The 22,306-nt window shown below is 65.1% G+C and carries 20 protein-coding genes; 14 read left to right on the forward strand and 6 right to left on the reverse strand.

The genetic code is table 11. The features are described from left to right. Positions 1–49 precede the first annotated feature (49 nt). Both BG457_RS17305 and BG457_RS20350 read right to left on the reverse strand, forming a co-directional pair. A complete protein-coding gene (locus BG457_RS17305) occupies positions 50–1,015 on the reverse strand; it encodes an NADPH:quinone oxidoreductase family protein (RefSeq protein ID WP_071798889.1) in 966 nt (321 codons plus the stop codon). Between the two features lie 92 nt (positions 1,016–1,107). Then, positions 1,108–1,389, reverse strand: coding sequence for a hypothetical protein (locus BG457_RS20350; RefSeq protein ID WP_175546808.1), 282 nt, complete (start codon positions 1,387–1,389; stop codon positions 1,108–1,110). Between BG457_RS20350 and BG457_RS17310 the strand changes: the two genes are divergently transcribed. After that, positions 1,345–1,704 (forward strand): helix-turn-helix domain-containing protein, encoded by a 360-nt coding sequence (locus tag BG457_RS17310; protein ID WP_071798892.1) that lies wholly within the window; start codon positions 1,345–1,347, stop codon positions 1,702–1,704. The genes BG457_RS20350 and BG457_RS17310 overlap by 45 nt on opposite strands. An 88-nt stretch (positions 1,705–1,792) precedes the next feature. Further along, on the forward strand, positions 1,793–2,605 hold the full coding sequence (gene hisN / locus BG457_RS17315; RefSeq protein WP_425434936.1) for a histidinol-phosphatase: 813 nt from the start codon (positions 1,793–1,795) through the stop codon (positions 2,603–2,605). 48 nt (positions 2,606–2,653) lie between these two features. Here hisN and BG457_RS17320 read toward each other — a convergent pair whose 3' ends face one another. After that, entirely contained in the window at positions 2,654–3,421 is a 768-nt protein-coding gene (locus BG457_RS17320; RefSeq protein WP_071798894.1) for an alpha/beta hydrolase, read from the reverse strand. Then, complete coding sequence (locus BG457_RS17325; protein ID WP_071798895.1) at positions 3,405–4,718, reverse strand: MFS transporter; 1,314 nt, start codon at positions 4,716–4,718, stop codon at positions 3,405–3,407. The genes BG457_RS17320 and BG457_RS17325 overlap by 17 nt, the downstream gene beginning before the upstream one ends. 145 nt (positions 4,719–4,863) lie before the next feature. Between BG457_RS17325 and thrS the strand changes: the two genes are divergently transcribed. The 6 genes from thrS to BG457_RS17355 all read left to right on the forward strand — a co-directional run bounded on the left by thrS (position 4,864) and on the right by BG457_RS17355 (position 13,605). Then, entirely contained in the window at positions 4,864–6,810 is a 1,947-nt protein-coding gene (gene thrS, locus BG457_RS17330) for a threonine--tRNA ligase (RefSeq protein ID WP_071799283.1), read from the forward strand. 118 nt (positions 6,811–6,928) lie between these two features. After that, positions 6,929–7,711: a segregation and condensation protein A gene (locus BG457_RS17335; protein ID WP_071798898.1), complete on the forward strand. Its 783-nt coding sequence runs from the start codon at positions 6,929–6,931 to the stop codon at positions 7,709–7,711. A gap of 5 nt (positions 7,712–7,716) precedes the next feature. Continuing rightward, positions 7,717–8,370, forward strand: a complete 654-nt coding sequence (gene scpB, locus BG457_RS17340; RefSeq protein WP_071798900.1) for an SMC-Scp complex subunit ScpB — start codon at positions 7,717–7,719, stop codon at positions 8,368–8,370. A 67-nt stretch (positions 8,371–8,437) separates the two neighbouring features. Further along, complete coding sequence (locus BG457_RS17345; RefSeq protein ID WP_071798902.1) at positions 8,438–9,598, forward strand: M20 aminoacylase family protein; 1,161 nt, start codon at positions 8,438–8,440, stop codon at positions 9,596–9,598. Between the two features lie 293 nt (positions 9,599–9,891). Beyond that, positions 9,892–10,857, forward strand: a complete 966-nt coding sequence (locus BG457_RS17350; protein ID WP_071799284.1) for a TAXI family TRAP transporter solute-binding subunit — start codon at positions 9,892–9,894, stop codon at positions 10,855–10,857. A gap of 102 nt (positions 10,858–10,959) precedes the next feature. After that, positions 10,960–13,605 carry a TRAP transporter permease gene (locus BG457_RS17355; protein WP_071798904.1) on the forward strand — a complete coding sequence of 882 codons (2,646 nt, stop codon included), beginning with the start codon at positions 10,960–10,962 and terminating at the stop codon, positions 13,603–13,605. Between the two features lie 76 nt (positions 13,606–13,681). Here BG457_RS17355 and BG457_RS17360 read toward each other — a convergent pair whose 3' ends face one another. Together BG457_RS17360 and BG457_RS17365 are read right to left on the reverse strand one after the other, a co-directional pair. Continuing rightward, complete coding sequence (locus BG457_RS17360) at positions 13,682–14,179, reverse strand: flavin reductase family protein (RefSeq protein ID WP_071799285.1); 498 nt, start codon at positions 14,177–14,179, stop codon at positions 13,682–13,684. Positions 14,180–14,256: 77 nt separating this feature from the next. Then, entirely contained in the window at positions 14,257–15,357 is a 1,101-nt protein-coding gene (locus BG457_RS17365) for a UDP-3-O-(3-hydroxymyristoyl)glucosamine N-acyltransferase (protein ID WP_071798905.1), read from the reverse strand. Positions 15,358–15,818: 461 nt separating this feature from the next. On the opposite strand from BG457_RS17365, the gene BG457_RS20355 reads away from it, so the two are divergent. From BG457_RS20355 to BG457_RS17395, 6 genes are all read left to right on the forward strand, one after another. Then, positions 15,819–16,508 (forward strand): SGNH/GDSL hydrolase family protein, encoded by a 690-nt coding sequence (locus BG457_RS20355; RefSeq protein WP_071798907.1) that lies wholly within the window; start codon positions 15,819–15,821, stop codon positions 16,506–16,508. Positions 16,509–16,533: 25 nt separating this feature from the next. Next, on the forward strand, positions 16,534–16,902 hold the full coding sequence (locus BG457_RS17375; protein ID WP_071798909.1) for a hypothetical protein: 369 nt from the start codon (positions 16,534–16,536) through the stop codon (positions 16,900–16,902). Beyond that, a complete protein-coding gene (gene dapE / locus BG457_RS17380) occupies positions 16,889–18,034 on the forward strand; it encodes a succinyl-diaminopimelate desuccinylase (protein WP_071799286.1) in 1,146 nt (381 codons plus the stop codon). Before BG457_RS17375 ends, dapE begins: the two co-directional genes overlap by 14 nt. Beyond that, positions 18,031–18,456, forward strand: a complete 426-nt coding sequence (locus BG457_RS17385) for a GNAT family N-acetyltransferase (RefSeq protein ID WP_071798911.1) — start codon at positions 18,031–18,033, stop codon at positions 18,454–18,456. The genes dapE and BG457_RS17385 overlap by 4 nt, the downstream gene beginning before the upstream one ends. Before the next feature lie 99 nt (positions 18,457–18,555). After that, complete coding sequence (rnr, locus tag BG457_RS17390) at positions 18,556–20,787, forward strand: ribonuclease R (protein ID WP_071798913.1); 2,232 nt, start codon at positions 18,556–18,558, stop codon at positions 20,785–20,787. Positions 20,788–21,087: 300 nt separating this feature from the next. Beyond that, the gene (locus BG457_RS17395; RefSeq protein ID WP_071798915.1) at positions 21,088–22,263 is read left to right on the forward strand and encodes an acetyl-CoA C-acyltransferase family protein; all 1,176 of its coding nucleotides are present in this window, start codon (positions 21,088–21,090) and stop codon (positions 22,261–22,263) included. Positions 22,264–22,306 lie beyond the last annotated feature (43 nt).

Here is a 22,306-nt window from a genome sequence, read left to right on the forward strand (position 1 = left end):
GATATGGACCGGAATTGATCGCTTTCCCGTTATCCTGCGGCAGGGTGGCTCAGGCGGTCAGGTCGATGACCACCTTGCCGGTCGATTTCCGGTCCCGGAGCAGGGCAAAGCCATCCGCGACCCGCTCCAGCGGCAGGACATGGCTGACATGGGGGGCGATCCGGCCCGCGGCATACCAGCCCATCAGTTCGGCGAGCGATCCGGTCAGGGCGTCGGGTGCGAAATTCAGATAGCCGCCCCAATAGAGCCCGATCACGGTCAGGTTCTTGACCAGCAGGATATTGGCCGGAAATTGCGGCACTGTGCCACCGGCGAAACCGATGGCAAGGAAGCGCCCTTCGGGGCGCAATGCGCGCAGGGCGGGGGTGGCGAGCGGCTCGCCGATCGCGTCATAGACCACATCCACCCCGCCAAGGGCCTTGAGTTCCGCGCGCAGGTCGATCCCGTCACTGTCGAGGCAGATGGCGGCCCCTTTCGCGCGGGCGATGGCCAGTTTTTCGGCACCGCGCGCGACGGCGATCACGCGCGCGCCCATCGCCGCCCCGATCTCGACGGCGGTCAGCCCGACGCCCCCTGCCGCGCCCAGCACCAGCAGGGTTTCGCCCGGCTGCATCCGCGCGCGATGCGCCAGCGCCAGATGCGAGGTGCCGTAGGCGACCAGAAACCCGGCGGCATCGGTGAAGGACATGGTATCGGGCAGGGGCACGCAGCGGCTGGCCGGGCAGGCCACCTGTTCGGCGAGCCCGCCCTGGCCGGTGAAGGCGGCAACGCGCTCGCCCTTGCGGAACTGTGTCACGCCGTCACCTGTGGCGATGACGGTGCCCGATATCTCCATGCCCAGAACCAAAGGCAGGGGCGGGCGCTCCTGATACTGGCCGCGCTGCATCAGCAGGTCGGCGAAATTCAGACCGCAGGCGGCGACGGAAATCAGCACCTCGCCCGCTGCGGGCCGGGGGGCGGGTATCTCGGAGAGCCGGGGGGGAGAATCGATCTCCTGCAAAACGAGGGCGCGCATGAGCTGTCCTTATTTGATCATGAGGCGAAGGTGCCGCGTGGCGCGGGCGAGTGCAAGCCCGTCTCGACGCGGGCGATTGCATGATGCAACTTTCAGCCAGAGGTTGTTTGCAAAATGCAATGCAATTTGCAAACATGGCGGTTGTGCCGGGGCTGGATCGCTATTTCGCGTGCATTTTGGCGTGTTTTCACTACATCTGGAGCCAAGCCGTTTCGTGGCGTGTGCATGATCAGCGTGCTTTGTGACGTCAGTTTCTTGGGGTGCGGCTTGTTCTGGTTGTAATTTTCCGCGGCAATAGGCTGCGGCACAAGATAAGGCAGGGTAGCACTGTGAGTCATATTGTAGATACACATGTTGGTCAGAAAATCCGTCATCGCCGCTGGCTTGTCGGCATGACCCAACAACAGCTTGCAGACGCGGTAGGCATAAAATTCCAGCAGATCCAGAAATATGAAACCGGGGCAAATCGTGTCTCGGCCTCTCGGCTTTGGGATATTTCGCAGGCGCTTGACGTCATGCCGAGTTACTTTTTCGAAGGGTTGCAGCAGGATGATGCTGCTTCGGAGCATGAGGATAATCTGCTGAACCGCAAGGAGACGCTGGAATTGCTGCGCACCTATTACGCGATCCCCGAAGGGCAGCGCAAACGCCTGTTTGATCTGGCGCGCGCTCTGGGGCAGGCGGCGTAACCGCACCGCACCAATTCAGGCGCGCTTGCCAAGCAGGGCAAAGCATGGCAACGGCGCGGGGTCTTCCCCCGCGCCGGAGTTTTTTCAGATGGACCGACATTCGATCACCTCGGAAGAGCAGGCCTATTTCCTCGGGCTGATCGAGATGCTGGCCGATCTGGCGCGTCCCCGGACGCTTGAATGGTTCCGGCACCCGGAACTGAGCGCGGGCAACAAGCGGGCGGACGGGTTTGATCCTGTAACCGAGGCCGACCGGGCCACCGAAGCGGCGATCCGCGCCTGTCTGGCCGCGCGCCGTCCGCAGGATGCGGTTCTGGGGGAGGAGCTTGGGCGGGCGACGGGCACATCTGGTCTGACATGGATCATCGACCCGATCGACGGCACGCGCGGCTATCTGGCGGGCACGCCTTGCTGGGGGGTGCTGATCGCGCTTGCCGATGCCGAGGGGCCGTTTCTGGGGGTGATCGACCAGCCCTATATCGGCGAGCGTTTCCTGGGTGGTCCGGGGGTGGCGCGCATGACCGGGCCGCAGGGGGAAAAGCCGCTTGGCACCCGCGCGACAGAGAGGCTTGACGCGGCGATCCTGTTCACGACATTCCCCGAAATCGGCACCGGGGCCGAGCGCGCGGCTTTTGAGCGGGTTGCGGCGCGGGCGCGGCTGACGCGGTTCGGGATGGATTGCTACGCCTATGCGCTTCTGGCCGCCGGGCATGTCGATCTGGTGATCGAGGCGGGGCTGAACCCCTATGATATCGCCGCACCTATTGCCGTGATCGAAGCGGCAGGCGGGATTGTCACCAATTGGCAGGGCGGGCCTGTGGGCGAGAGAGGCCAGGTGATCGCGGCGGCCAATGCGGGGCTGCATGCACAGGCTTTGGCGGTTCTGAACGCGCAAGGCTGACGCGTTGCACGGGCTGTCCGGGGTAGGGTGCGTGCTGCAGCACGCACCTTACGGCGCGGGATCTTTTCCGTCGGGCTGTTCACTGACCTCGGTGATGGCCTGTGCGATCAGATCCAGACAATCCGGCGTCGAGAAGCGGTGATCGGCGCCTTTCACCAGCGTCAGGCGCATATCGGGGCAGTCGGCATGGTCCAGCAGGCGCAGCGGCACCGATGTCGCGACCGCCTCATCGCGTGTGCCCTGCACCAGCCGCACGGGGAAGGGCAGCGAGAGGGCGTCGCGCAGCACAAGCTGGTCGCGCCCGTCCTCGAACAGGCGCCGGGTCAGGATATAGGGGCGGTCGTCATAGCTGTTGGGCACTGCGACCCGGCCCTTGGTGGTGATCTCGTGGCGCTGCGCCTCGGTCAGGCCGGGCCACATGCTGTCTTCGGTGAAATCGGGGGCGGCGGCGATGCCCACGAGCCCGGCCACCCGCTCGGGCATGCGCCGCGCCAGCAAAAGCGCGATCCATCCGCCCATGGAGGAGCCCACAAGGATTTGCGGCCCCTCGGTCAGAAGGGTCACGGCGTGACAGGCATCCTCGGCCCAGTCGCCGATGCAGCCTTCCTCAAAACGGCCCGCGCTTTCGCCATGCCCGGAATAGTCGAAGCGCAGGAAGGCGCGGCCCTGACGGCGTGCCCAGTCCTGCAGCCAGACGGCCTTGGTGCCGGACATATCCGACATGAAACCGCCCAGAAACACGATCCCCGGCCCGCTTCCCGCCATGCGGTGATAGGCGAGGCTGCGCCCCGAAGGTGTTTCAATCCGATCTGCCATCGCCCAGTTCCTTCAATCCGTAAGCCGTGACCGCGCCCGCAACGGCCATCGCGGCAAAAAACGCCAGTGTCGTGGCGGCGCCAGCCAGAGCAGCCAGCGCGCCGAATACCCCGCTTGCGAGCAGGATAATGCCAATGACCGTGTTGGCAATCGCGGTATAGACCGCGCGCAGCTCGGGGCCAACCATATCGACCAGATAGGTCGCGCGCCCCAGCCGCACGCCCTGATGCGCGATCATCAGGACGAAAAGCGCAAGCGGCATGGCCCAGAAGCTGCCCGCAAGCCCGGAAGCTGCGAAAGCCAGTGTGAGCGCCATCGCGACAGCCCCGCTGAGCCCGGTCAGGATCAGCACCCGGCGCGAGGACCGGTCGGCAAGCCGCCCCCAGATATAGCTCGATACCAGCGCGGCAAGGCTGGAGGCCAGCACCAGCGCCCCCAGCCCTTCGAGCGCGGCGCCGCTCTCGCCGGAGGCGAGCACGACCAGATAGGGCGGGGCCAGCGCAGTCGAGGTCAGAAGGCCCCGCGCGAGGATGAAGCGGGCAAGCTGGCGATCCTCGCGCAGATAGCGCAGATTGGCGAGGGCCTCGGAAAAGCTGGTCTTGTCGCTATCGGTCGCGGTTTTCTCTTCGGTAAGCCCGGCAAAGACCGCGCCCGCCATGACCCAGCCCAGCGCGGCCAGAGCCAGTGCGGCGGTCACGATCACCGCGCGATTGTCTGAGAAGACGATAAGCACCAGGGCGAAGGCGATGACCACCAGTGCAGACCAACTGCCCGCGACGCCGGTCACTGTGCCGCGCTGGCCCTTGTCGATGGTCTTGCCCAGCACGTCCTTATAGGCGACTGATGCCACCGAGCGCGACAGCGCCAGCACGGCCAGCCCGGCAAGGATCACCCCGCCCGCAAGCGCGCCCTGCAGGGTGAGGGCGGCAAGGAAGATGATGACCGCGCCGATCCCCTCGCCAAGGGACGCTGCGGCCCAGGCGTATTTGCGTTGCGGCAGAGCGCGGATGCGGGCGGCGGTGAAAAGCTGCGGCAGGAGCGATCCGGCCTCGCGCACCGGCACCAAGAGCCCCACCAGTGCCGCAGGGGCGCCAAGATGGGTCATCAGCCAGGACAGGACCAGCTTGGGGTCTGCCAGACCATCTGCGGATTTCGACAGGCCCAAAGCGATGCTGTGGCGCATGAAATTCTGCGGCTGCGCCTTGCAGGCGGCATCGGGGATATCGCGGCAGGCGCGAGTGTCATCCCCGGCGGTCAGAGCCTGATAGGCGCGTGTGACGGTGGTTCGCTGGCGCAAGCCTGTCTCTCCTGTCCGCTGGCAACATGGGCACGCTTTTTCAACGCCCCCGGCTTGACTTTCGTTCCGCGCCCCGCGAATGACTGTGCCCGACATAACCCGCAACCGGGCGTTCCGTGGGCGCCAAAACGACGAGGACCGGCCAATGGCCCAGATTTCCCTGACATTCCCCGATGGCAATAAGCGCGACTATGAGGCGGGTGTGACGCCTGCACAAATCGCCGAGAGCATCGCGCCCTCGCTGGCGAAGAAAGCGATTTCCGCCAGTGTGGATGGCGCGCATTTTGACCTGCAATGGCCGATCCTGGAAGATGCCGCCATCGCGATCCATACGATGCAGGATGATGCGCAGGCGCTGGAGCTGATCCGGCATGATCTGGCGCATATCATGGCGCGCGCGGTGCAGGAAATCTGGCCGGATGTGAAAGTCACCATCGGCCCGGTGCGCGACAAGGGCTGGTTCTATGATTTCGACCGCGCGGAGCCGTTCGTGCCCGAGGATCTGGCGCTGATCGAGGCGAAGATGCGCCAGATCATCGAGGCGCGCGAGCCGGTGACAACCGAGGTCTGGGACCGGGCGCGGGCGATTGCGCATTACGAGGCTGCAGGCGAGCCGTTCAAGATCGAGTTGATCAACCGCATCCCCGAGGGAGAGGATCTGCGGATGTACTGGCACGGGCATTGGCAGGATCTGTGCCGGGGTCCACATCTGCAGAACACGGGTCAGGTGCCGGTCGATGCTTTCAAGCTGATGTCGATTGCAGGCGCCTATTGGCTGGGCGACAGCACGCGGCCGCAATTGCAGCGGATCTATGGTGTCGCCTTCAAGAATCGCAACGATCTGAAAGCGCATCTGACGATGCTGGAGGAAGCGGCAAAGCGCGACCATCGCAAGCTGGGGCGCGAGATGGATCTCTTCCATATGCAGGAAGAAGCGCCGGGGCAGATTTTCTGGCACCCGAATGGCTGGAATATCTACACGGTGCTGCAGGATTACATGCGTCGCAAGCAGCGCGCCGATGGCTATGTCGAGGTGAACACGCCGCAGGTGGTCAGCCGCAAGCTTTGGGAAGCGTCCGGGCATTGGGACAATTATCAGGAGAATATGTTCATCGTCGAGGTCGAGGAAGATCATGCCAAAACGAAGACGATCAATGCCCTGAAGCCGATGAACTGCCCCTGCCATGTGCAGGTGTTCAACCACGGCCTGAAATCCTATCGCGATCTGCCGCTGCGCATGGCCGAGTTTGGCTCGTGCAACCGCTATGAACCGTCAGGCGCGCTGCACGGGATCATGCGGGTGCGTGGCTTTACGCAGGATGATGCGCATATTTTCTGCACCGAGGATCAGATCGAGGCGGAATCGAAGAAATTCATCGATTTCCTGTCGGGGATCTATGCGGATCTGGGGTTTGACAATTGGCGTATCAAGCTTTCGACCCGCCCCGAGAAACGTATCGGCAGTGATGAAAGCTGGGACCGGGTAGAGGCCGCGCTTGGCAATGCCTGCAAGGCTGCGGGCCATGAGTATGAACTCTTCCCCGGTGAAGGCGCGTTCTATGGCCCGAAGCTGGAATTCGTGCTGACCGATGCCATCGGGCGCGACTGGCAATGCGGCACCTTGCAGGTGGACCCGAATCTGCCGGAGCGGCTGGAGGCCACCTATATCGGGCAGGATGGCGCGAAACACCGCCCCGTGATGCTGCATCGCGCGGTGCTGGGCAGTTTCGAGCGTTTTATCGGGATCCTGATCGAGGAACATGCGGGCAAGCTGCCTTTCTGGCTGGCCCCGCGTCAGGTGGTTGTGGCCTCTATCGTGTCGGATGCCGATGACTATTGCCGCGAGGTGCTGGCGGGTCTGCAGGCGGCGGGGATCCGCGCCGAGCTGGATCTGCGCAACGAGAAGATCAATTACAAGGTGCGCGAGCATTCGCTGGGCAAGGTGCCGGTCATTCTGGCCATCGGCGCGCGGGAAGTGGAAGAGCGCACGGTTTCGGTGCGGCGGCTGGGGGAACAGCGGACGCAGACCCAGGCGCTGGATGCGCTGATCGAGGCGCTGGCCGTGGAAGCGACACCGCCGGATCTGCGCTGACATCCGGCCCGGCCCGCCCTGACTGCGGGCCTGAAGGGGGGAGCGCGCGCCTGCGGCCCCTGCTGGACAGGTCCGGCCCTTGCGCGCTATCCTGCGCCCGGCAGAAAAGGCACGGCATATGACAGATGACTGGGACCAGCCCGATCCAGTGGCGACCCGGCGCGAGGCCGAGGCGCTGATTGTCGATGTCGAGGGCTATGAGGGCCCGCTCGATCTGCTGCTGACACTCTCGCGCAGCCAGAAGGTCGATCTGCGGCGGATCTCGGTCTTGGATCTGGCCGAGCAATATCTGGGCTTCATCGAGCGCGCCCGCGCGCTTCGGATCGAACTGGCGGCGGATTATCTGGTCATGGCGGCCTGGCTGGCCTTTCTGAAATCGCGCCTGCTGCTACCGCCTGATCCGAGCGAGGAGGGGCCGACGGGCGCCGAACTTGCCGCGCATCTGGCCTGGCAGCTTGAACGGCTGCAGGCCATGCGCGAGGCCGCTGCGCGGCTGATGGGGCGCGACCAGAAGGGGCGCGATTTCTTCGCGCGGGGGGCGCCCGAGGCTGTGGCCGTCACCCGCAAGACGCTGTTTGATGCCAGCCTGATTGATCTGATGCGCGCCTATGCAAGGCTGCGCACCCGCGACGAGTTCCGCCCCTATGCGTTTGACCGCTCTGACATCTACCCCTATGAGGCCGCGCTTGCGCGTCTCTCGGCGCTGCTGCCCGGCATGAGCGACTGGACCAGCCTGCAGACATGGCTGCCCGAAGGCTGGCGCGGCGCCCCGCAGCGGCAGCGCTCGGCCATTGCCTCGACCTTTGCGGCGACGCTGGAACTGGCGAAACAGGGGCAGATCGAGCTGCGCCAGTCGGGCACTTTTGGCCCCTTGCATCTGCGCCCGAAATCCGGTTCCTGAGCGCCATGCCCGACGATCAGAGCCCCGCCGCGCCCAGCCTGTTCCCCGCGCCGCCCATGGCCGAACAGGAACGCATGATCGAGGCGCTGCTGTTTGCCTGCGCCGAACCGCTGACGCTGGCGCAGATCTCTGCGCGTCTGCCCGAAGGCTGTGACGCGGCTGAGGCGCTTGGCCATCTGCGCTCGCGCTATGCCGGGCGCGGGGTGGTGCTGATGCGTGTGGGGGATGGCTATGCGCTGCGCACCGCCCCCGATCTGGGCTGGCTGATGCAGGCGGAGCGGGTCGAGACCCGTAAACTGTCGCGCGCGGCCATCGAGACGCTGGCGATCATCGCCTATCATCAGCCGGTCACGCGCGCCGAGATCGAGGAAATCCGCGGTGTGGCGGTGTCGCGGGGCACGATTGACCAGCTTCTGGAAATGGACTGGATCCGGCTGGGGCGGCGGCGGATGACTCCGGGACGGCCGGTTACTTTTGTCGTGACCGAGGGGTTCCTCGATCATTTCGGGCTGGAATCGGCGCGCGATCTGCCGGGGTTGAAGGAATTGCGCGAAGCGGGGCTGCTGGACAGCCGGCCCATGCCCGGCAAGGCGCCGGAGGATCCCTCGGAGGACGAGGATGAGGGCCAGATCGGGCAATCCGAGCTGTTCGAGGATTGAGCCGCCCCTTGCCGCGCCTGCAGCATGGGTCTAGCTTGGGCCGGTGACCCAAGCCCACAGGAAAACCATGCCCGTTCGCAACCGCTTTGCCGAGATGATGCCAGACCTGACCGAATGGCGGCGCGATTTTCACGCCCATCCCGAACTTGGCTTTGACTGTCACCGCACGGCGGGCATTGTCGCCGAGAAACTGCGCGGCTTTGGCTGTGACGCGGTGCATGAGGGGATTGCTGTCACCGGGGTCGTGGCGCTGATTCATGGGCGGGCGCGCGATTCGGGTCGGGTGATCGGGCTGCGCGCGGATATGGATGCGCTGCCGATCCATGAGGCGACGGGCAAGCCCTATGCCTCGACCCGTCACGGCAAGATGCATGCCTGTGGCCATGACGGGCACACGACGATGCTGCTGGGCGCTGCGCAATATCTGGCCGAGACGCGCAATTTCAACGGCACGGTCGCGCTGATCTTCCAGCCCGCCGAGGAAGCCGGGGCCGGGGCCAAGGTGATGTGCGACACCGGGCTGATGGCGCGGTTCGGCATTGCCGAGGTCTATGCCATGCATAACCGCCCCGGTCATCCGCTGGGCGAGTTCAACATCCGCGCGGGCGCGTTTTATGCCGCTTGTGACGAGTTCCGCATCACCATCGAGGGCAAGGGCGGGCATGCCGCGAAGCCGCATATGACCTGCGATCCGACCCTTGTGGCCAGCCATGTGATTCTGGCGCTGCAATCGGTGGCGAGCCGCAATGCCGATCCGACGCAGAATATCGTGCTGTCGGTCTGTGGCATGCGCACGGATAGCGAGGCGTTCAATGTCATCGCGCAGCGCGCCGCTTTGCGCGGCACGATCCGCACCCATGACGCGGGGCTGCGGGCGCTGGCGGCGGAACGGTTGCGCGCGATCACGACCGGCACGGCCCGCGCTTTCGGGGCCGAGGCCGAGATCGAGTTTCTGGAGGGCTATCCGGTCATGGTCAACCACGCGCATCAGACCGGTATCGCCCGGCAGATCGCGCTGGACGTGTCGGGCCAGTGCCTTGAGGCGGGTTACAACATGGGCGGCGAGGATTTCGCCTATATGCTGGAAGAGCGGCCCGGCGCCTATATCGTGCTTGGTGCGGGCGAGGGGCCGGGGCTGCACCACCCGGAATATGATTTCAACGATGACATCATGCCCTATGGCTGTTCCTGGTTCGTGGGAATCGCCGAAAACCGCCTGCCGCTGTGACGGCGCGAGCGCCGCTGGCGGCACCTGCCAAAGCGTCGCGCCTGTCCGAGTTCTGGCCCGGCGGGGGTACGGGGCGGGCATATGCCGCTCCGCGCAGTCGATCATACAAAAGAATTAAGGAAAATCATATATTTACATATGGCAGAGATCTCAAACCGCTTTGAGGCTTGACTCCGGGCTTTCGTCGCAGTCCATTTGAGCCATGGGGTTTCCGCGCCTGCGCGATAGAGGCAAGGCCCGGAAAAACCGCGAAAAGCTGTCACGTATGAACAGTGCAATACATGGAGGATCTCATGAGAAAATCATTTGCAACCGGGATTATGGGCGCAGCCCTGATGCTGGGGACGACCGCGCTGGCGCAGGAGACGTTCATCTCGATCGGCACCGGCGGCGTCACGGGTGTCTATTACCCGGCAGGCGGCGCGATCTGTCGTCTGGTCAATCGCGACCGGGCCGAGCACGGTATCCGCTGCGGCGTGGAATCCACGGGCGGGTCGATCTTCAACATCAACGCGATCCGCTCGGGCGAGCTGGAATTCGGCGTGGCGCAGTCGGACTGGCAGTATCACGCCTATAACGGCACCTCGCAATTCGAGGAAACCGGGGCTTTCGAGGGGCTGCGCGCTGTCTTCTCGCTGCATGCCGAACCCTTCACCGTGGTGGCCCGCGCCGATAGCGGGATCACCAGTTTCGATGATCTGGCGGGCAAGCGCGTCAATATCGGCAATCCCGGTTCCGGGCAGCGCGGCACGATGGATGTCGTGATGGAAGCGATGGGCTGGACGGTCGACACATTCGCGCAAGCCACCGAATTGCCGCCCGCGGAGCAGTCGCTGGCGCTGTGCGACAACAATGTGGACGCAATCGTCTATACGGTAGGCCACCCCTCGGGGGCGATTCAGGAAGCCACGACCGCCTGTGACACGGTGCTGGTGAATGTCGATAATGACGCGATCCGCGCTCTGGTCGAGGAGCGGCCCTATTACCGGATGGCGACCATTCCGGGCGGCATGTATCGCGGCACGGCCGAGGATGTCACGACATTCGGTGTCGGCGCGACCTTTGTCAGCTCGGACGCAGTGAGCGAGGACGTGGGTTACGAGGTGACCAAGGCGATCTTCGAGAATCTGGACCAGTTCCGCGCGCTGCATCCGGCGCTGGGAACGCTTGATGCGGCAGAGATGGTCAGCGACGGCCTCTCGGCCCCGCTGCATCCGGGCGCAGAGCGGTATTTCCGCGAAGCCGGTCTGATGGACTGAGACTGATCCGCGCGGCGCAGCGATGCGCCGCGCCTTTCCGCGCCGCTGGCCGGTGCGCATCTGCATTCCTGACACATATTGATCGAGACGGGGGATCGCCGCATGTCTTCTGCGCAAAACCAGCCGGAGGGGCGCCAGTTCACGGATGAAGAACTGCAGGATCTGGTGGCAAGCGCTGATTCGGGTGGGCGCGACCCCAGCAACCGCGCGGTTGCCCTGTTGATCGCGGTGGTGGCCTTTGCCTGGTCGGCCTTCCAGATCTGGATTGCCGATCTGCAATTCCAATGGGCGCAGCATATTCCTTTTGTCCGGGTCATCGGTTCCGACATGACGCGGCCCATGCACCTGACTTTCGCGCTGTTTCTGGCCTTTCTGGCCTATCCCGCCTTCAAGACCTCGCCGCGCCGCTACATCCCCTGGTATGACTGGATCCTCGCGGTGCTGGCGGCGGGCTGTGCCTTCTACATCTTCTGGTTCGCGCGCGAACTCTCGTCTACTGCGCGCTCGGGCCTGCCCACCCAGCAGCAGATCATTGTCGGCACCATCGGGCTGGTGCTGCTTCTGGAAGCCTCGCGCCGCGCGCTTGGTCCGGCCCTGACCATCGTTGGCGGGATTTTCCTAGCCTATAGCTATTTCGGGCAGGGCTGGCTGATTCCAGATCTGATCGCCCATCAGGGCCGCAATTTTGAAGCGATCATCAACACGCAATGGCTCTCGACCGAGGGGGTGTTCGGCATCCCGCTGGGCGTCTCGACCGCTTTCGTGTTCCTGTTCGTCCTCTTCGGCGCGCTGCTCGACAAGGCGGGCGCGGGCAATTACTTCATCAAGATGGCCTTTGCCGGGCTTGGGCATCTGCGCGGCGGTCCAGCCAAGGCGGCGGTCGTGGGCTCTGGCGCGACGGGGCTGATCTCGGGCTCTTCCATCGCCAATGTGGTGACGACCGGCACCTTCACCATCCCGTTGATGAAGCGTGTGGGCTTCACCAGCGAGAAAGCGGGTGCGGTCGAGGTCTCTTCGTCCGTCAATGGTCAGATCATGCCGCCGGTGATGGGCGCTGCGGCCTTTCTGATGGTTGAATTTGTCGGCATCTCCTATCTTGAGGTGATCAAGCACGCTTTCATCCCGGCCGTGATCAGCTATATCGCGCTGATTTATATCGTGCATCTGGAGGCGCTGAAGAACGGCATCCCGGCGCTGGGGCAGGGTGCGAGCCTCTTGCAGATGCTGCTCAAGACCGCGATCGGCTTTGTTGTCGCGGGTGCCGCGTTCTACGGGGTGATTGCGGCAATCGGTTTTCTGCGCGATGTCGCGCCTGCGATTTCCGGGCCGGTGATCCTGATCGCGTTGCTGGGTATCTATCTTGCCTGTCTCTGGGTCGCCTCTGGCCGTCCGGAACTGGAACTCGATGACCCGAATAACAAGAAGATCGTGCTTCCGGTCATGCGCGAGGTCGTGCCCACGGGGCTGCATTTCATCCTGCCCATTGTGGTTCTGGTCTGGTTCCTGATGGTCGAGCGCCAGTCGCCCGCGAAATCGGCCTATTTCGCTGTGCTGGTGATGCTGTTCATCATCCTGACCCAACGCCCGATCAAGGCGCTGATGCGCGGCGAGGGCAATATCATCGGCGAATTGCGCCGCGGCGTCGGGGATCTGGTTGACGGGATGATCACCGGCGCGCGCAACATGATCGGGATTGCAGTGGCCACTGGTGCGGCAGGTGTGATCGTGGCCACTGTGACGCGCACGCCCATCGGCACCGAACTGGCGGGGCTGGTCGAGCTGCTGGCCTTCGGCAATCTTTTCCTGATGCTGCTGCTGGTGGGGCTCTTCTCGCTGGTGCTTGGTCTTGGCCTGCCCACAACGGCGAATTACATCGTGGTCTCGTCGCTGATGGCATCGGTGGTGGTCAGCCTTGGTGCGCAGGAAGGGCTGCTGGTGCCGCTGATTGCCGCGCATCTATTCGTGTTCTATTTCGGGCTTATGGCCGATGTGACGCCGCCTGTGGGGCTTGCGAGTTTCGCGGCCTCGGCGGTCTCGGGGGGCGATCCGATCAAGACCGGCTTTCAGGCCTTCTTCTACAGCCTGCGCACCCTCGCGCTGCCCTTCCTGTTCATCTACAATCCGACACTGATCCTCTATGGCGTCGATCTTGGCACCACTGCCGGGGTGTTGCAGGCGGTGCTGATCTTCTTCATCGCCACATTCGCGATGCTGCTTTTCGCGGCGGCGACGCAGGGCTATTTCCTCGCGCGCTCGAAACTCCACGAATCCGTGGCGCTGCTGCTGGTGGCTTTCACGCTCTTTGTGCCGAATTTCTGGCTTGACCGTATCCAGCCTGAATTCGAGCGCATGGCAGGCACCAGTTTCGAGGAGGTGTTGAGTGCGGCCGCGCCGGGCGACCAGTTGCGTCTGGAGATTCGGGGCCCCGATTTCGCCACGGGCCAGATGCGCAGCACCACGCTGGTGCTGGATGTGGATGACACGCCGGGGGCGCAGCGGCTGGCCGATACTGGGCTGTTCCTGATGCCAGAGGATGACCGGATGGTGCTGGATGAGCCGATGTTCGGCTCGCCCTTCCAGCGGGCGCTTGGCGGGTATGATTTCTATGGCCGCCAGCAGGTCGAATTGCAGTATGTCCTGCGCCCCGCTGACCGGATGCCGGAACAGTTGTTCTACATTCCGGCATTGCTACTGCTCTTCGGGGTGATCTTGCTGCAACGTCGCCGTCAGACGCAACCGGCCTTCTGAGGCGGGCTTGCAGGGCTGCGGGGGGGGGCGGGCGGCTTCCGCCCCCTCTGGCGGTTTTCGGAGCGTGCGCGCGGCCTCAGCCTGCGTCGATGGCGCCATAATGGCCGGAGAAGAAACTCAAGCCCGCGCCCCTGCGCGTGCTGACCCGCGTCACCCGCCCGACGACGATCACATGATCCCCGCCCGGATAGACCGCGTGGCGCTGGCATTCGAAGCGGGCGAGGCAGTCGGGCAGCAATGGCACGCCGCCCGCGCCCTCGCAGATCTCGGGCAGGTCGAAATCGCCGCCATTGGCGGCGAAATGCCGCGCAAGTGCCAGTTGATCCTCGGCCAGAACATGAATAGCGAAATGCTCGGCCTCGGCGAAGGCATCAAAACGGCGCGAGAATTTGCCCGGCGCCCACATCACCAGCGCCGGATCGAGCGAAAGGGCCGCGAAACTGTTCGCCGTGATCCCGATGGGCCCGGTCTCGGTGCGTGTCGTGATCACGGTCACGCCGGTGGCGAAGCGCCCCAGAGCATCGCGGAAATCGCGCTTATGGGCCGCGTCCGGGGTGAAACTCGTCTCGCTCATCCTCGCACCATCCATCTGCCGCCCCCGGTTTCGCGCGTTTGCGGCGGAAGTAACGTTCCGCTTGCGCCGGGCAAGGCTCAGTCCTTGTCTTTCACGGATTGCTTGCCGAAAACGGCCTCTTGCAGGGCCGCGACATGCGCGCTCAGACGCGGCAGGCGGCGCAGCACCTTGCGGATTTCAAGCTGGGTTTCCAGCTTGGTCGCCGGATCGCCCAGCACAGTGCGGCCCGCAGGCACATTGGTATAGACCCGGCTTGCGCCGCCCACGATCACATCATCGCCGATGAAGATATTGTCATTCACCGCGACCTTGCCCGCGAGCAGCACGCGATTGCCGATCCGCGCCGACCCTGCGACACCTGCCATGCCGCACATCATGCAATCTTCGCCCATCTGCACATTATGGCCGATCTGGCAGACCGAATCGATCTTGGTGCCCGAGCCGATCACCGTGTCGCGGATCGTGCCCCGGTCGATGGAGCTGTTTGCGCCCAGTTCCACATCATCGCCGATCCGCACTGCGCCCAGAGACTGAATGCGGTGCCATTTCTGCGCCCTGAGCAAGCGCTCGCCCGAGAGCGTGGCGCGCACATCTTCCGCGCCCGAGGGTTCCGGCGTGACGAAGGAAAAACCGCAGCCGCCCACGACCGAATTCGGCTGACCGATATAGCGATCGCCGATGACGCAGCGCGCCCCGATCCGGGCGCCGGCATGCAAGATCACATCCGCGCCGATCACCACATCCTCGGCCACGGTCACATTCGCCGCGATCCGCGCGCCGGGGCCGATCTTCGTGCGCGGGCCGATGCTGGTGAAAGGGCCGATCTGCGCGTCGGCGCCGATTTCGGCGCTGGGGTGGATGAAAGCCTGCGGATGGACGCCGCCACCGAAATCATAGCCCGGATCGAGCATCTCGCAGATACCCGCCATTGCCCAGCGCGGGCGCGGCGCGAAAATCGCGGCCTGAAGCCCCATCGCGCGCCAATCCGCACCCGCCCAGACCATCGCCGCGCGGGCCTGACCCTGCGCCAGCCCGGCGGCATATTTCGGAGTCGTGGCCATGGCCAGCGCGTCGGGCCCGGCACTGGCGGGCTCGGCGGCATGGGTGATCGTCAGGTCCAGCGCGCCTTCGGCGCTCAGACCCAGCGCGCGGGCAATCTCGGCAATCGTATGGGGCATGGCACGCCTTCCGGTAGGGTTTGGCCGCAGTCATAGCGAAAGGTCGCGTCCGGTGCCAGCCCTGCGGGGTGACAGAGGGGATGGCAGGGGCATTTGAAACGCCCAGATCGCGCGCAAGCTTCTTTTGCGCGGGGAGCGCTCCCGCGTTGGTTCTGGTACGCCCTTGCCCGCGAGAGGCTTGCCACGACCTCTGTATAACCCCGCTCCGCGACAGAGATGAGGGCAGCGCCTGCCTGGGTAGGCGCTTATGCGCTGCGGGGAGGTCTGGAGGGGCGTCAATGAGGTCGCAACGTCGCGCCCGTTCGCAACGTTTGAAGCGCCTGCCGGGGGGCAGGCAGGCGCTGCCCGGCGGTGCCGGGCGGGACTCCCGCTGCGGTGGGGCGTTGGGCAGCGGTCTCTTGGGGCCAAATCCGACAGCCCTGCGGGGTGACAGAGGGGATGGCAGGGGCTATCTCAGGGCCATGCGCCTTGCCGACCTCGCCCTTTCGCCGCTTTATCTTGCGCAGGCCCTGCGTTTCATCGCGCGCACCGAACGGCTGCCAGAGGCGGCTGGGCCGCGCGAAGGTCAGATCGGGCAGGGGCCGGGGCTGCGGCTGCTGATCCTGGGCGATTCCTCGGGCGCGGGGGTCGGGGTCGCGCATCAGGATCAGGCGCTGGTGGGGCAGATGCTGCGCCATCTTGCGCCCGTCGTCCCGGTGCAGTGGCAGGTCATCGCGCGCTCCGGCGCGACCACAGCACGGGCGCGCCGGATGCTGCACGGGGCGGGGGCGTTCGACATCGCCGTGCTGGCGCTTGGCGTGAATGATGTGCTGCGCCAGACCTCTGCGCATCGTTTCGCGCGGCAACAGGCGGCGCTGATGGCGGATCTGCGCGCGCGGCATGGCGTGCAGCATATCCTTGCCTCTGCCGTGCCGCCCTTTGGCGGTTTCACGGCCCTGCCCGACCCGCTGCGCGGCTATCTGCACGGGCGCGCGACCCGGCTGGATGCCGTGCTGCGCGGGGTTTGCGCGCAAGCCGGGGCGTGCCATGTGCCATTCGATCTTGCGCCTGACATGGCGTGGCTCGCGCGGGACGGGCTGCATCCGGGGCCTGCGCTTTATGCCGAATGGGGGCAGCGGATGGCGGGGCTTGCCTTGGCGCGGCTTTCCTGACAGGACGGGGCGAAAGGACAGAGCCATGCCCAGATCGCCGAAACCCCCTGAAAACACCGCGAAAGCCGAAAAACGCGCGCAGCAGGTCTATACGCTGCTGGTGGAACTGGGCCGCAGCCCGGATGATGGTTTGCCCAAAGGCGCGACCGGGGCGGGGCTGCTTCTCTATGCGACCGGCGTGGACGAGGCCGAGGCGGTGCGCGAATCCGTGGCGGTGCTGAAAACCGCCGGGCTCGCGCCGCTGGATGTGACGAGCTACGGCACGCTGGAGGAACGCCTTGCCGCCGGGGATACGATCCCCGAAGAGGAACGCGAATTGATGGCCCGCGCGCTGGCCGAGAATGCGGTAATCGTGGCGCAAAAGACATGGTTCAGTGATGATGACAGCGATTGACCCGGTTGCGCTGACCGCCGAACTGATCCGCTGCCCGTCGATCACCCCGGAAGACGGCGGCGCTCTGGTCCTGCTGGAGCGCGTCCTGTCGGATGCGGGCTTTGCCTGCACGCGGGTGGACCGCAACGGCACGCCCAATCTGTTCGCGCGCTGGGGCGCCAAGGGCCATGCGCGGACATTCGGCTTCAATGGACATACCGATGTGGTGCCTTTGGGCAACCCGGATGACTGGACACGCGCACCTTTCGGGGCCGAGATCGCCGAGGGCCGCATCTGGGGGCGCGGGGCCTGTGACATGAAATCGGGCGTGGCGGCTTTTGTCGCGGCGGCGGTGGATTTCGTGCAGGAGACACCGCCCGATGGCGCGGTGATCCTGACCATCACCGGCGATGAGGAAGGGCCGGGACAGGACGGGACTGTGGCGCTGCTGGACTGGATGGCGGGCGCGGGCGAGGCGATGTCGGTCTGTCTGGTGGGCGAGCCGACATGCCCCGATGTCATGGGCGAGATGATCAAGATCGGGCGGCGCGGCTCCATGACTGTGACGGTCACCGCGACCGGGGTGCAGGGCCATGCGGCCTATCCGCATCGCGCGAAGAACCCGCTGCCGGTGCTGGTGGGGTTTCTGAACGCACTGGCGCTGCATGAGCTTGATCAGGGCTCCGAGCATTTCGACGCCTCGACGCTGGCGCTGACCACGATTGATGTGGGCAATCCGGCCTCGAATGTGATCCCGGCCAGTGCGCGGGCGATGTTCAATATCCGCTTCAATGATCTGCATTCCGGCGCGTCGCTGACGGAATGGGCGCAGGCATTGGCTGATAAATATAGCAAAAACAGTGGTGTGCGGCTTGATCTTGATGTGAGCATCTCGGGCGAGAGTTTCCTGACCCCGCCCGGCCCGCTGGTCGATCTGGTGGCGCAGGCGGTCGCGCAGGAGACGGGCGTGACGCCGGTCCTGTCCACCTCGGGCGGCACATCGGATGCGCGTTTCGTCAAGAACCATTGCCCGGTGGTGGAATTCGGGCTGGTGGGCCGGTCGATGCATCAGGTCGATGAATATGCAGAAGTGGCGGATATTCATGCACTTAAGGCAGTATATTCACGCATTCTACGGGGTTATTTCGCATGAGCCTTGAGGTTGGTCTGACCGAGGATCTGGCACTCTGTCATGCGCTGCGGCGGCGCGTGTTCATCGAGGAACAGCAGGTGCCCGAGGTCGAGGAAGTCGATGGGCGCGACGGTGATGCGCTGCATCTCCTTGCAAAGAAAGGTGGCGAAGCCATTGGCTGTGCGCGGATTTTGCTGGCGGGAGATCTTGGCAAGATCGGTCGTGTCTGCGTGCTGGATGCCTATCGCGGCCAGGGTGTCGGGGTGGCGCTGATCGAGGCGGCCTTGCAGGTCTTGCGCGACCAGCCGGGCGTGACGCAGGCGAAGCTGGGTGCGCAGACCCATGCCATCGGGTTTTACGAGAAGCTCGGCTTTCGGGCCATCGGGCCGGAATATCTGGATGCCGGGATTGCGCATCGCGACATGCTGCGGGATTTGCCGTGACGATATGTCCTTGGCGTGCTAGGGGCCGGGCATGATGAGCATTCTTTCCGGCCCGCCCCTGTCACGCCTCCTCCACCAAGCCCCGTCAGGATTTCGGCGATGAAACAGCTTCCCTCGCTGGATCAGTTGCGCGACTGGATCGCGGAAAACCCCGGTGCGACGCGGCGCGAGATCGCGCAGGCTTTCGGGATCAAGGGCAGCCTGAAGATCGACCTGAAAGCGATGCTGCGCGAGTTGGAGGTCGATGGTACGCTCAAGCCCCGGCGCAGCAGCGCGGGTGGGAAGCTGCCGCCGGTGACGGTGCTGGATGTGCTGGCCCCCGATGCCGAGGGCGATCTTTTCGCGCGCCCGGTGGAATGGCGCGGCGATGGCGCGGCGCCGGTCGTGCTGATCGTCAGCCAGGCGGGCGATCCGGCGCTGGGGCAAGGCGACCGGATTCTGGCGAAACTCGATGCCATTCGCGGCCCGGATTACGACTATCAGGCGCGGATCATCCGCAAGCTCGGGGCCAATCCCTCGCGCATTCTGGGGATTTTCCGCAAGGAAGCGCAGGGCGGGCGGATCGTGCCCATCGACAAGGGAGCGGACAAGATCTGGCAGGTCGCTGAGACTGGCGATGCGGTGGATGGCGAATTGGTCCATGCCGAACCGGTCGGCAAGTCGCGTTTCGGCCCCTTGCGCGCCAAGGTCATCGAACGGCTGGGCGATCCGACCGCGCCCAAGGCGGTGTCGCTGATTGCGATTCATCAGCATGGGATCCGCGACGAATTCCCGGATGTGGTGATCGCCGAGGCCGACAAGGCGGGGCCGGTGTCCGAGAAAGGCCGTCGTGATCTGCGCGCGCTGCCCCTGATGACGATTGACCCCTGGGACGCGCGCGACCACGACGACGCGATCTATGCCGAGGCCGATACCGACCCTGAAAACCCCGGTGGCTTTATCCTCTGGGTCGCGATTGCCGATGTGGCGGCTTATGTACGCCCGAATTCCGAACTGGACCGTGAAGCGCGCCGGCGCGGCAATTCCACTTATTTCCCGGACCGCGTGGTGCCGATGCTGCCCGATATCCTGTCGGGGGATCTGTGTTCGCTGCATGAAGGGGTTGACCGGCCCTGCATCGCCTTGCGCATGGTCATTGCGGAAGATGGCAGCAAGCGCAGCCATGAGTTTTGCCGGGCGATGATGACTTCCAAAGCCTCGCTGACCTATGAACAGGCGCAGGCGGCGGATGCGGGCAGGCTGGATGAGGTGACCGCGCCTTTCGCGCAGGTGCTGGCGGATCTGTTCGCGGCCTACCGCGCGCTGAGCAAGGCGCGCGCGCGCCGCCAACCCTTGGATCTGGACCTGCCGGAGCGGCAGATCGTGCTGTCGGATGAGGGGCGCGTGACCTCGGTCGCCTTCAAGGAACGGTTTGACGCGCATCGGCTGGTCGAGGAATTCATGGTGCTCGCGAATGTCGCCGCTGCCGAGACGCTGCGCGAGAAGGGTTCTGCTCTGCTCTACCGCGTGCACGAGGAGCCCAGCCCCGAAAAGATGGACGCGCTGCGCGAGCTGGCGCGGGAATCGGGTTTCGCGCTGGCCAAGGGGCAGGTGCTGATGACGCGGCATTTCAACCAGTTGTTGAAGCAGGCCGAAGGCACCGAGTTTGACGAGCTGATCAATATGGCCACGCTACGTTCGATGACACAGGCCTATTACGCGCCGCAGAATTTCGGCCATTTTGGTCTGGCCTTGGGCGAATATGCGCATTTTACCTCGCCGATCCGGCGCTATGCCGATCTGATCGTGCATCGCGGGCTGATTTCGGCGCATCGCTGGGGCGATGACGGGCTTTCGCCTTGGGATATCGAGCATCTGGAGGACACCGCCAAGGCGATTTCCGAGGCCGAGCGCCGCTCGATGGCCGCCGAGCGCGACACGGCGGATCGCTATCTGGCGGCCTATCTGGCCGACCGGGTGGGGGCAGAATTTACCGGCCGCGTGTCCGGCGTGGCGCGGTTCGGGGTGTTCGTGAAGCTCGATGAGACCGGCGCGGATGGTCTGGTGCCGATCCGCGCGATTGGCGATGAGTATTTCCGCCATGACCCCGAGGCGCAGGTGCTGGAGGGGGAAAAGACCGGCTTTCGCATCGGGCTGGGGCAGCGGGTCAAGGTGAAACTCGCCGAGGCGGAACCGGTCACAGGCGGGATCGCGCTGGAACTGCTGGAAGTCGAGGGCGAAGCGCCTGCGCGTAGCCATGGGCGCAGACGCAAGGGGCCGGTGCGCCGCGCGGTCGGGAAATCGCGGGCCGGAACGGCCAAGGCGAAGAAGAAGCTGAAACGCAAGCGCTAGGGTGTATTTCGACCAGCTTGGGTAGGCTGCGCCGCTCGCGCTGTTGACGGGGGGAAGGGCCTTGCGGCCCGTGGCCACTCAGTGAGAGTATTTCGGGCAAGATGACGTCCGGGATCGCGAATGCGGGCTGGGGCGCAGGCTGATCGGGAAGGGCGCCAGCGCGGCGCGCGGATCGGCAAACTGCGCTGGCGGTGTTCTCTGCCCATTGTGACCGGCAGTGCCCTTTGGCGACGCTGCGTTTTGCTGGATCGGCCCTGCGGGCTTGCCTAGACTGGTCTCAGCTAGGCAGAGGGGGCTTTCATGGAAGATATCGTGATCCTGGGCGGTGCGCGCACCGCGATTGGCGGATTTGGCGGATCGCTGGCGGGGATCCCGCCCATCGATCTGGGGCGGATCGTGTCCGAGGCGGCGCTGGCGCGCGCGGGGGTGGCACCGGAGCAGATCGGAACAGTGGTCTTTGGCACGGTGCTGGCGACGGAGCCTGCGGATATGTATCTGTCGCGCCGCGCGGCGATGGGGGCGGGCGTGCCCGAGACGGTGCCCGCGATGAATGTGAACCGGCTCTGCGGCTCGGGCGTGCAGGCGATTGTCTCTGGCGTGCAGGCTCTGGCGCTGGGGGATGCGGATTTCGCGCTGGTGGGGGGCGCCGAAAGCATGAGCCGCGCGCCCTATATCCTGCCTGCCGCGCGCTTCGGGCAGAAGATGGGCGATGCGGGCGCGGTTGATATGATGCTGGGGGCGCTGACCTGTCCATTCGGCACCGGGCATATGGGGATCACCGCCGAGAATGTCGCGGGTGAGCATGGGATCACGCGCGAAGCGCAGGACGCTTTCGCGCTGGAAAGCCAGAACCGCGCGGCGCGGGCGATCGCCGAGGGGCGTTTCAAGGATCAGATCGTGCCGGTTCCGGTGAAAACCCGCAAGGGCGAGGTGATCTTCGAGGTGGATGAGCACCCGAAAGCCACGAGCCTTGAGGTGCTGGCAGGGCTGCGCCCCGCCTTTCGCAAGGACGGCTCGGTCACGGCGGGCAATGCGAGCGGCATCAATGACGGGGCGGCGGCGCTGGTGCTGGCACGCGCAAGCGTGGCGGAGAAAGCAGGGCTGACGCCGCTGGCGCGGGTCACGGGCTATGCGCATGCCGGGGTGCGGCCCGAGGTGATGGGGATCGGCCCGGTGCCGGCGGTGCAGGCGCTCTGCGCGCGTGGGGGGCTGTCGGTCGGGGAGTTCGATGTGATCGAATCGAACGAGGCTTTCGCGGCGCAGGCGCTGGCTGTGAGCCAGGAACTGGGTCTCGATCCGGCCCGCGTGAACCCCAATGGCGGCGCGATTGCGCTGGGGCATCCGGTGGGGGCCACCGGGGCGATCATCACCGTCAAGGCGCTTTATGAGCTTGCGCGCACGGGCGGCAGGCGCGCGCTGGTGACGATGTGCATTGGTGGCGGGCAGGGGATCGCGCTCTCGCTGGAAAGGCTCTGAGCGGCGATAAGTAGGGTGCGTGCTGCAGCACGCACCCTACGGG

It is taken from the genome of Natronohydrobacter thiooxidans (assembly GCF_001884735.1).
In the GTDB taxonomy this organism is placed as follows: domain Bacteria; phylum Pseudomonadota; class Alphaproteobacteria; order Rhodobacterales; family Rhodobacteraceae; genus Roseinatronobacter; species Roseinatronobacter thiooxidans_A.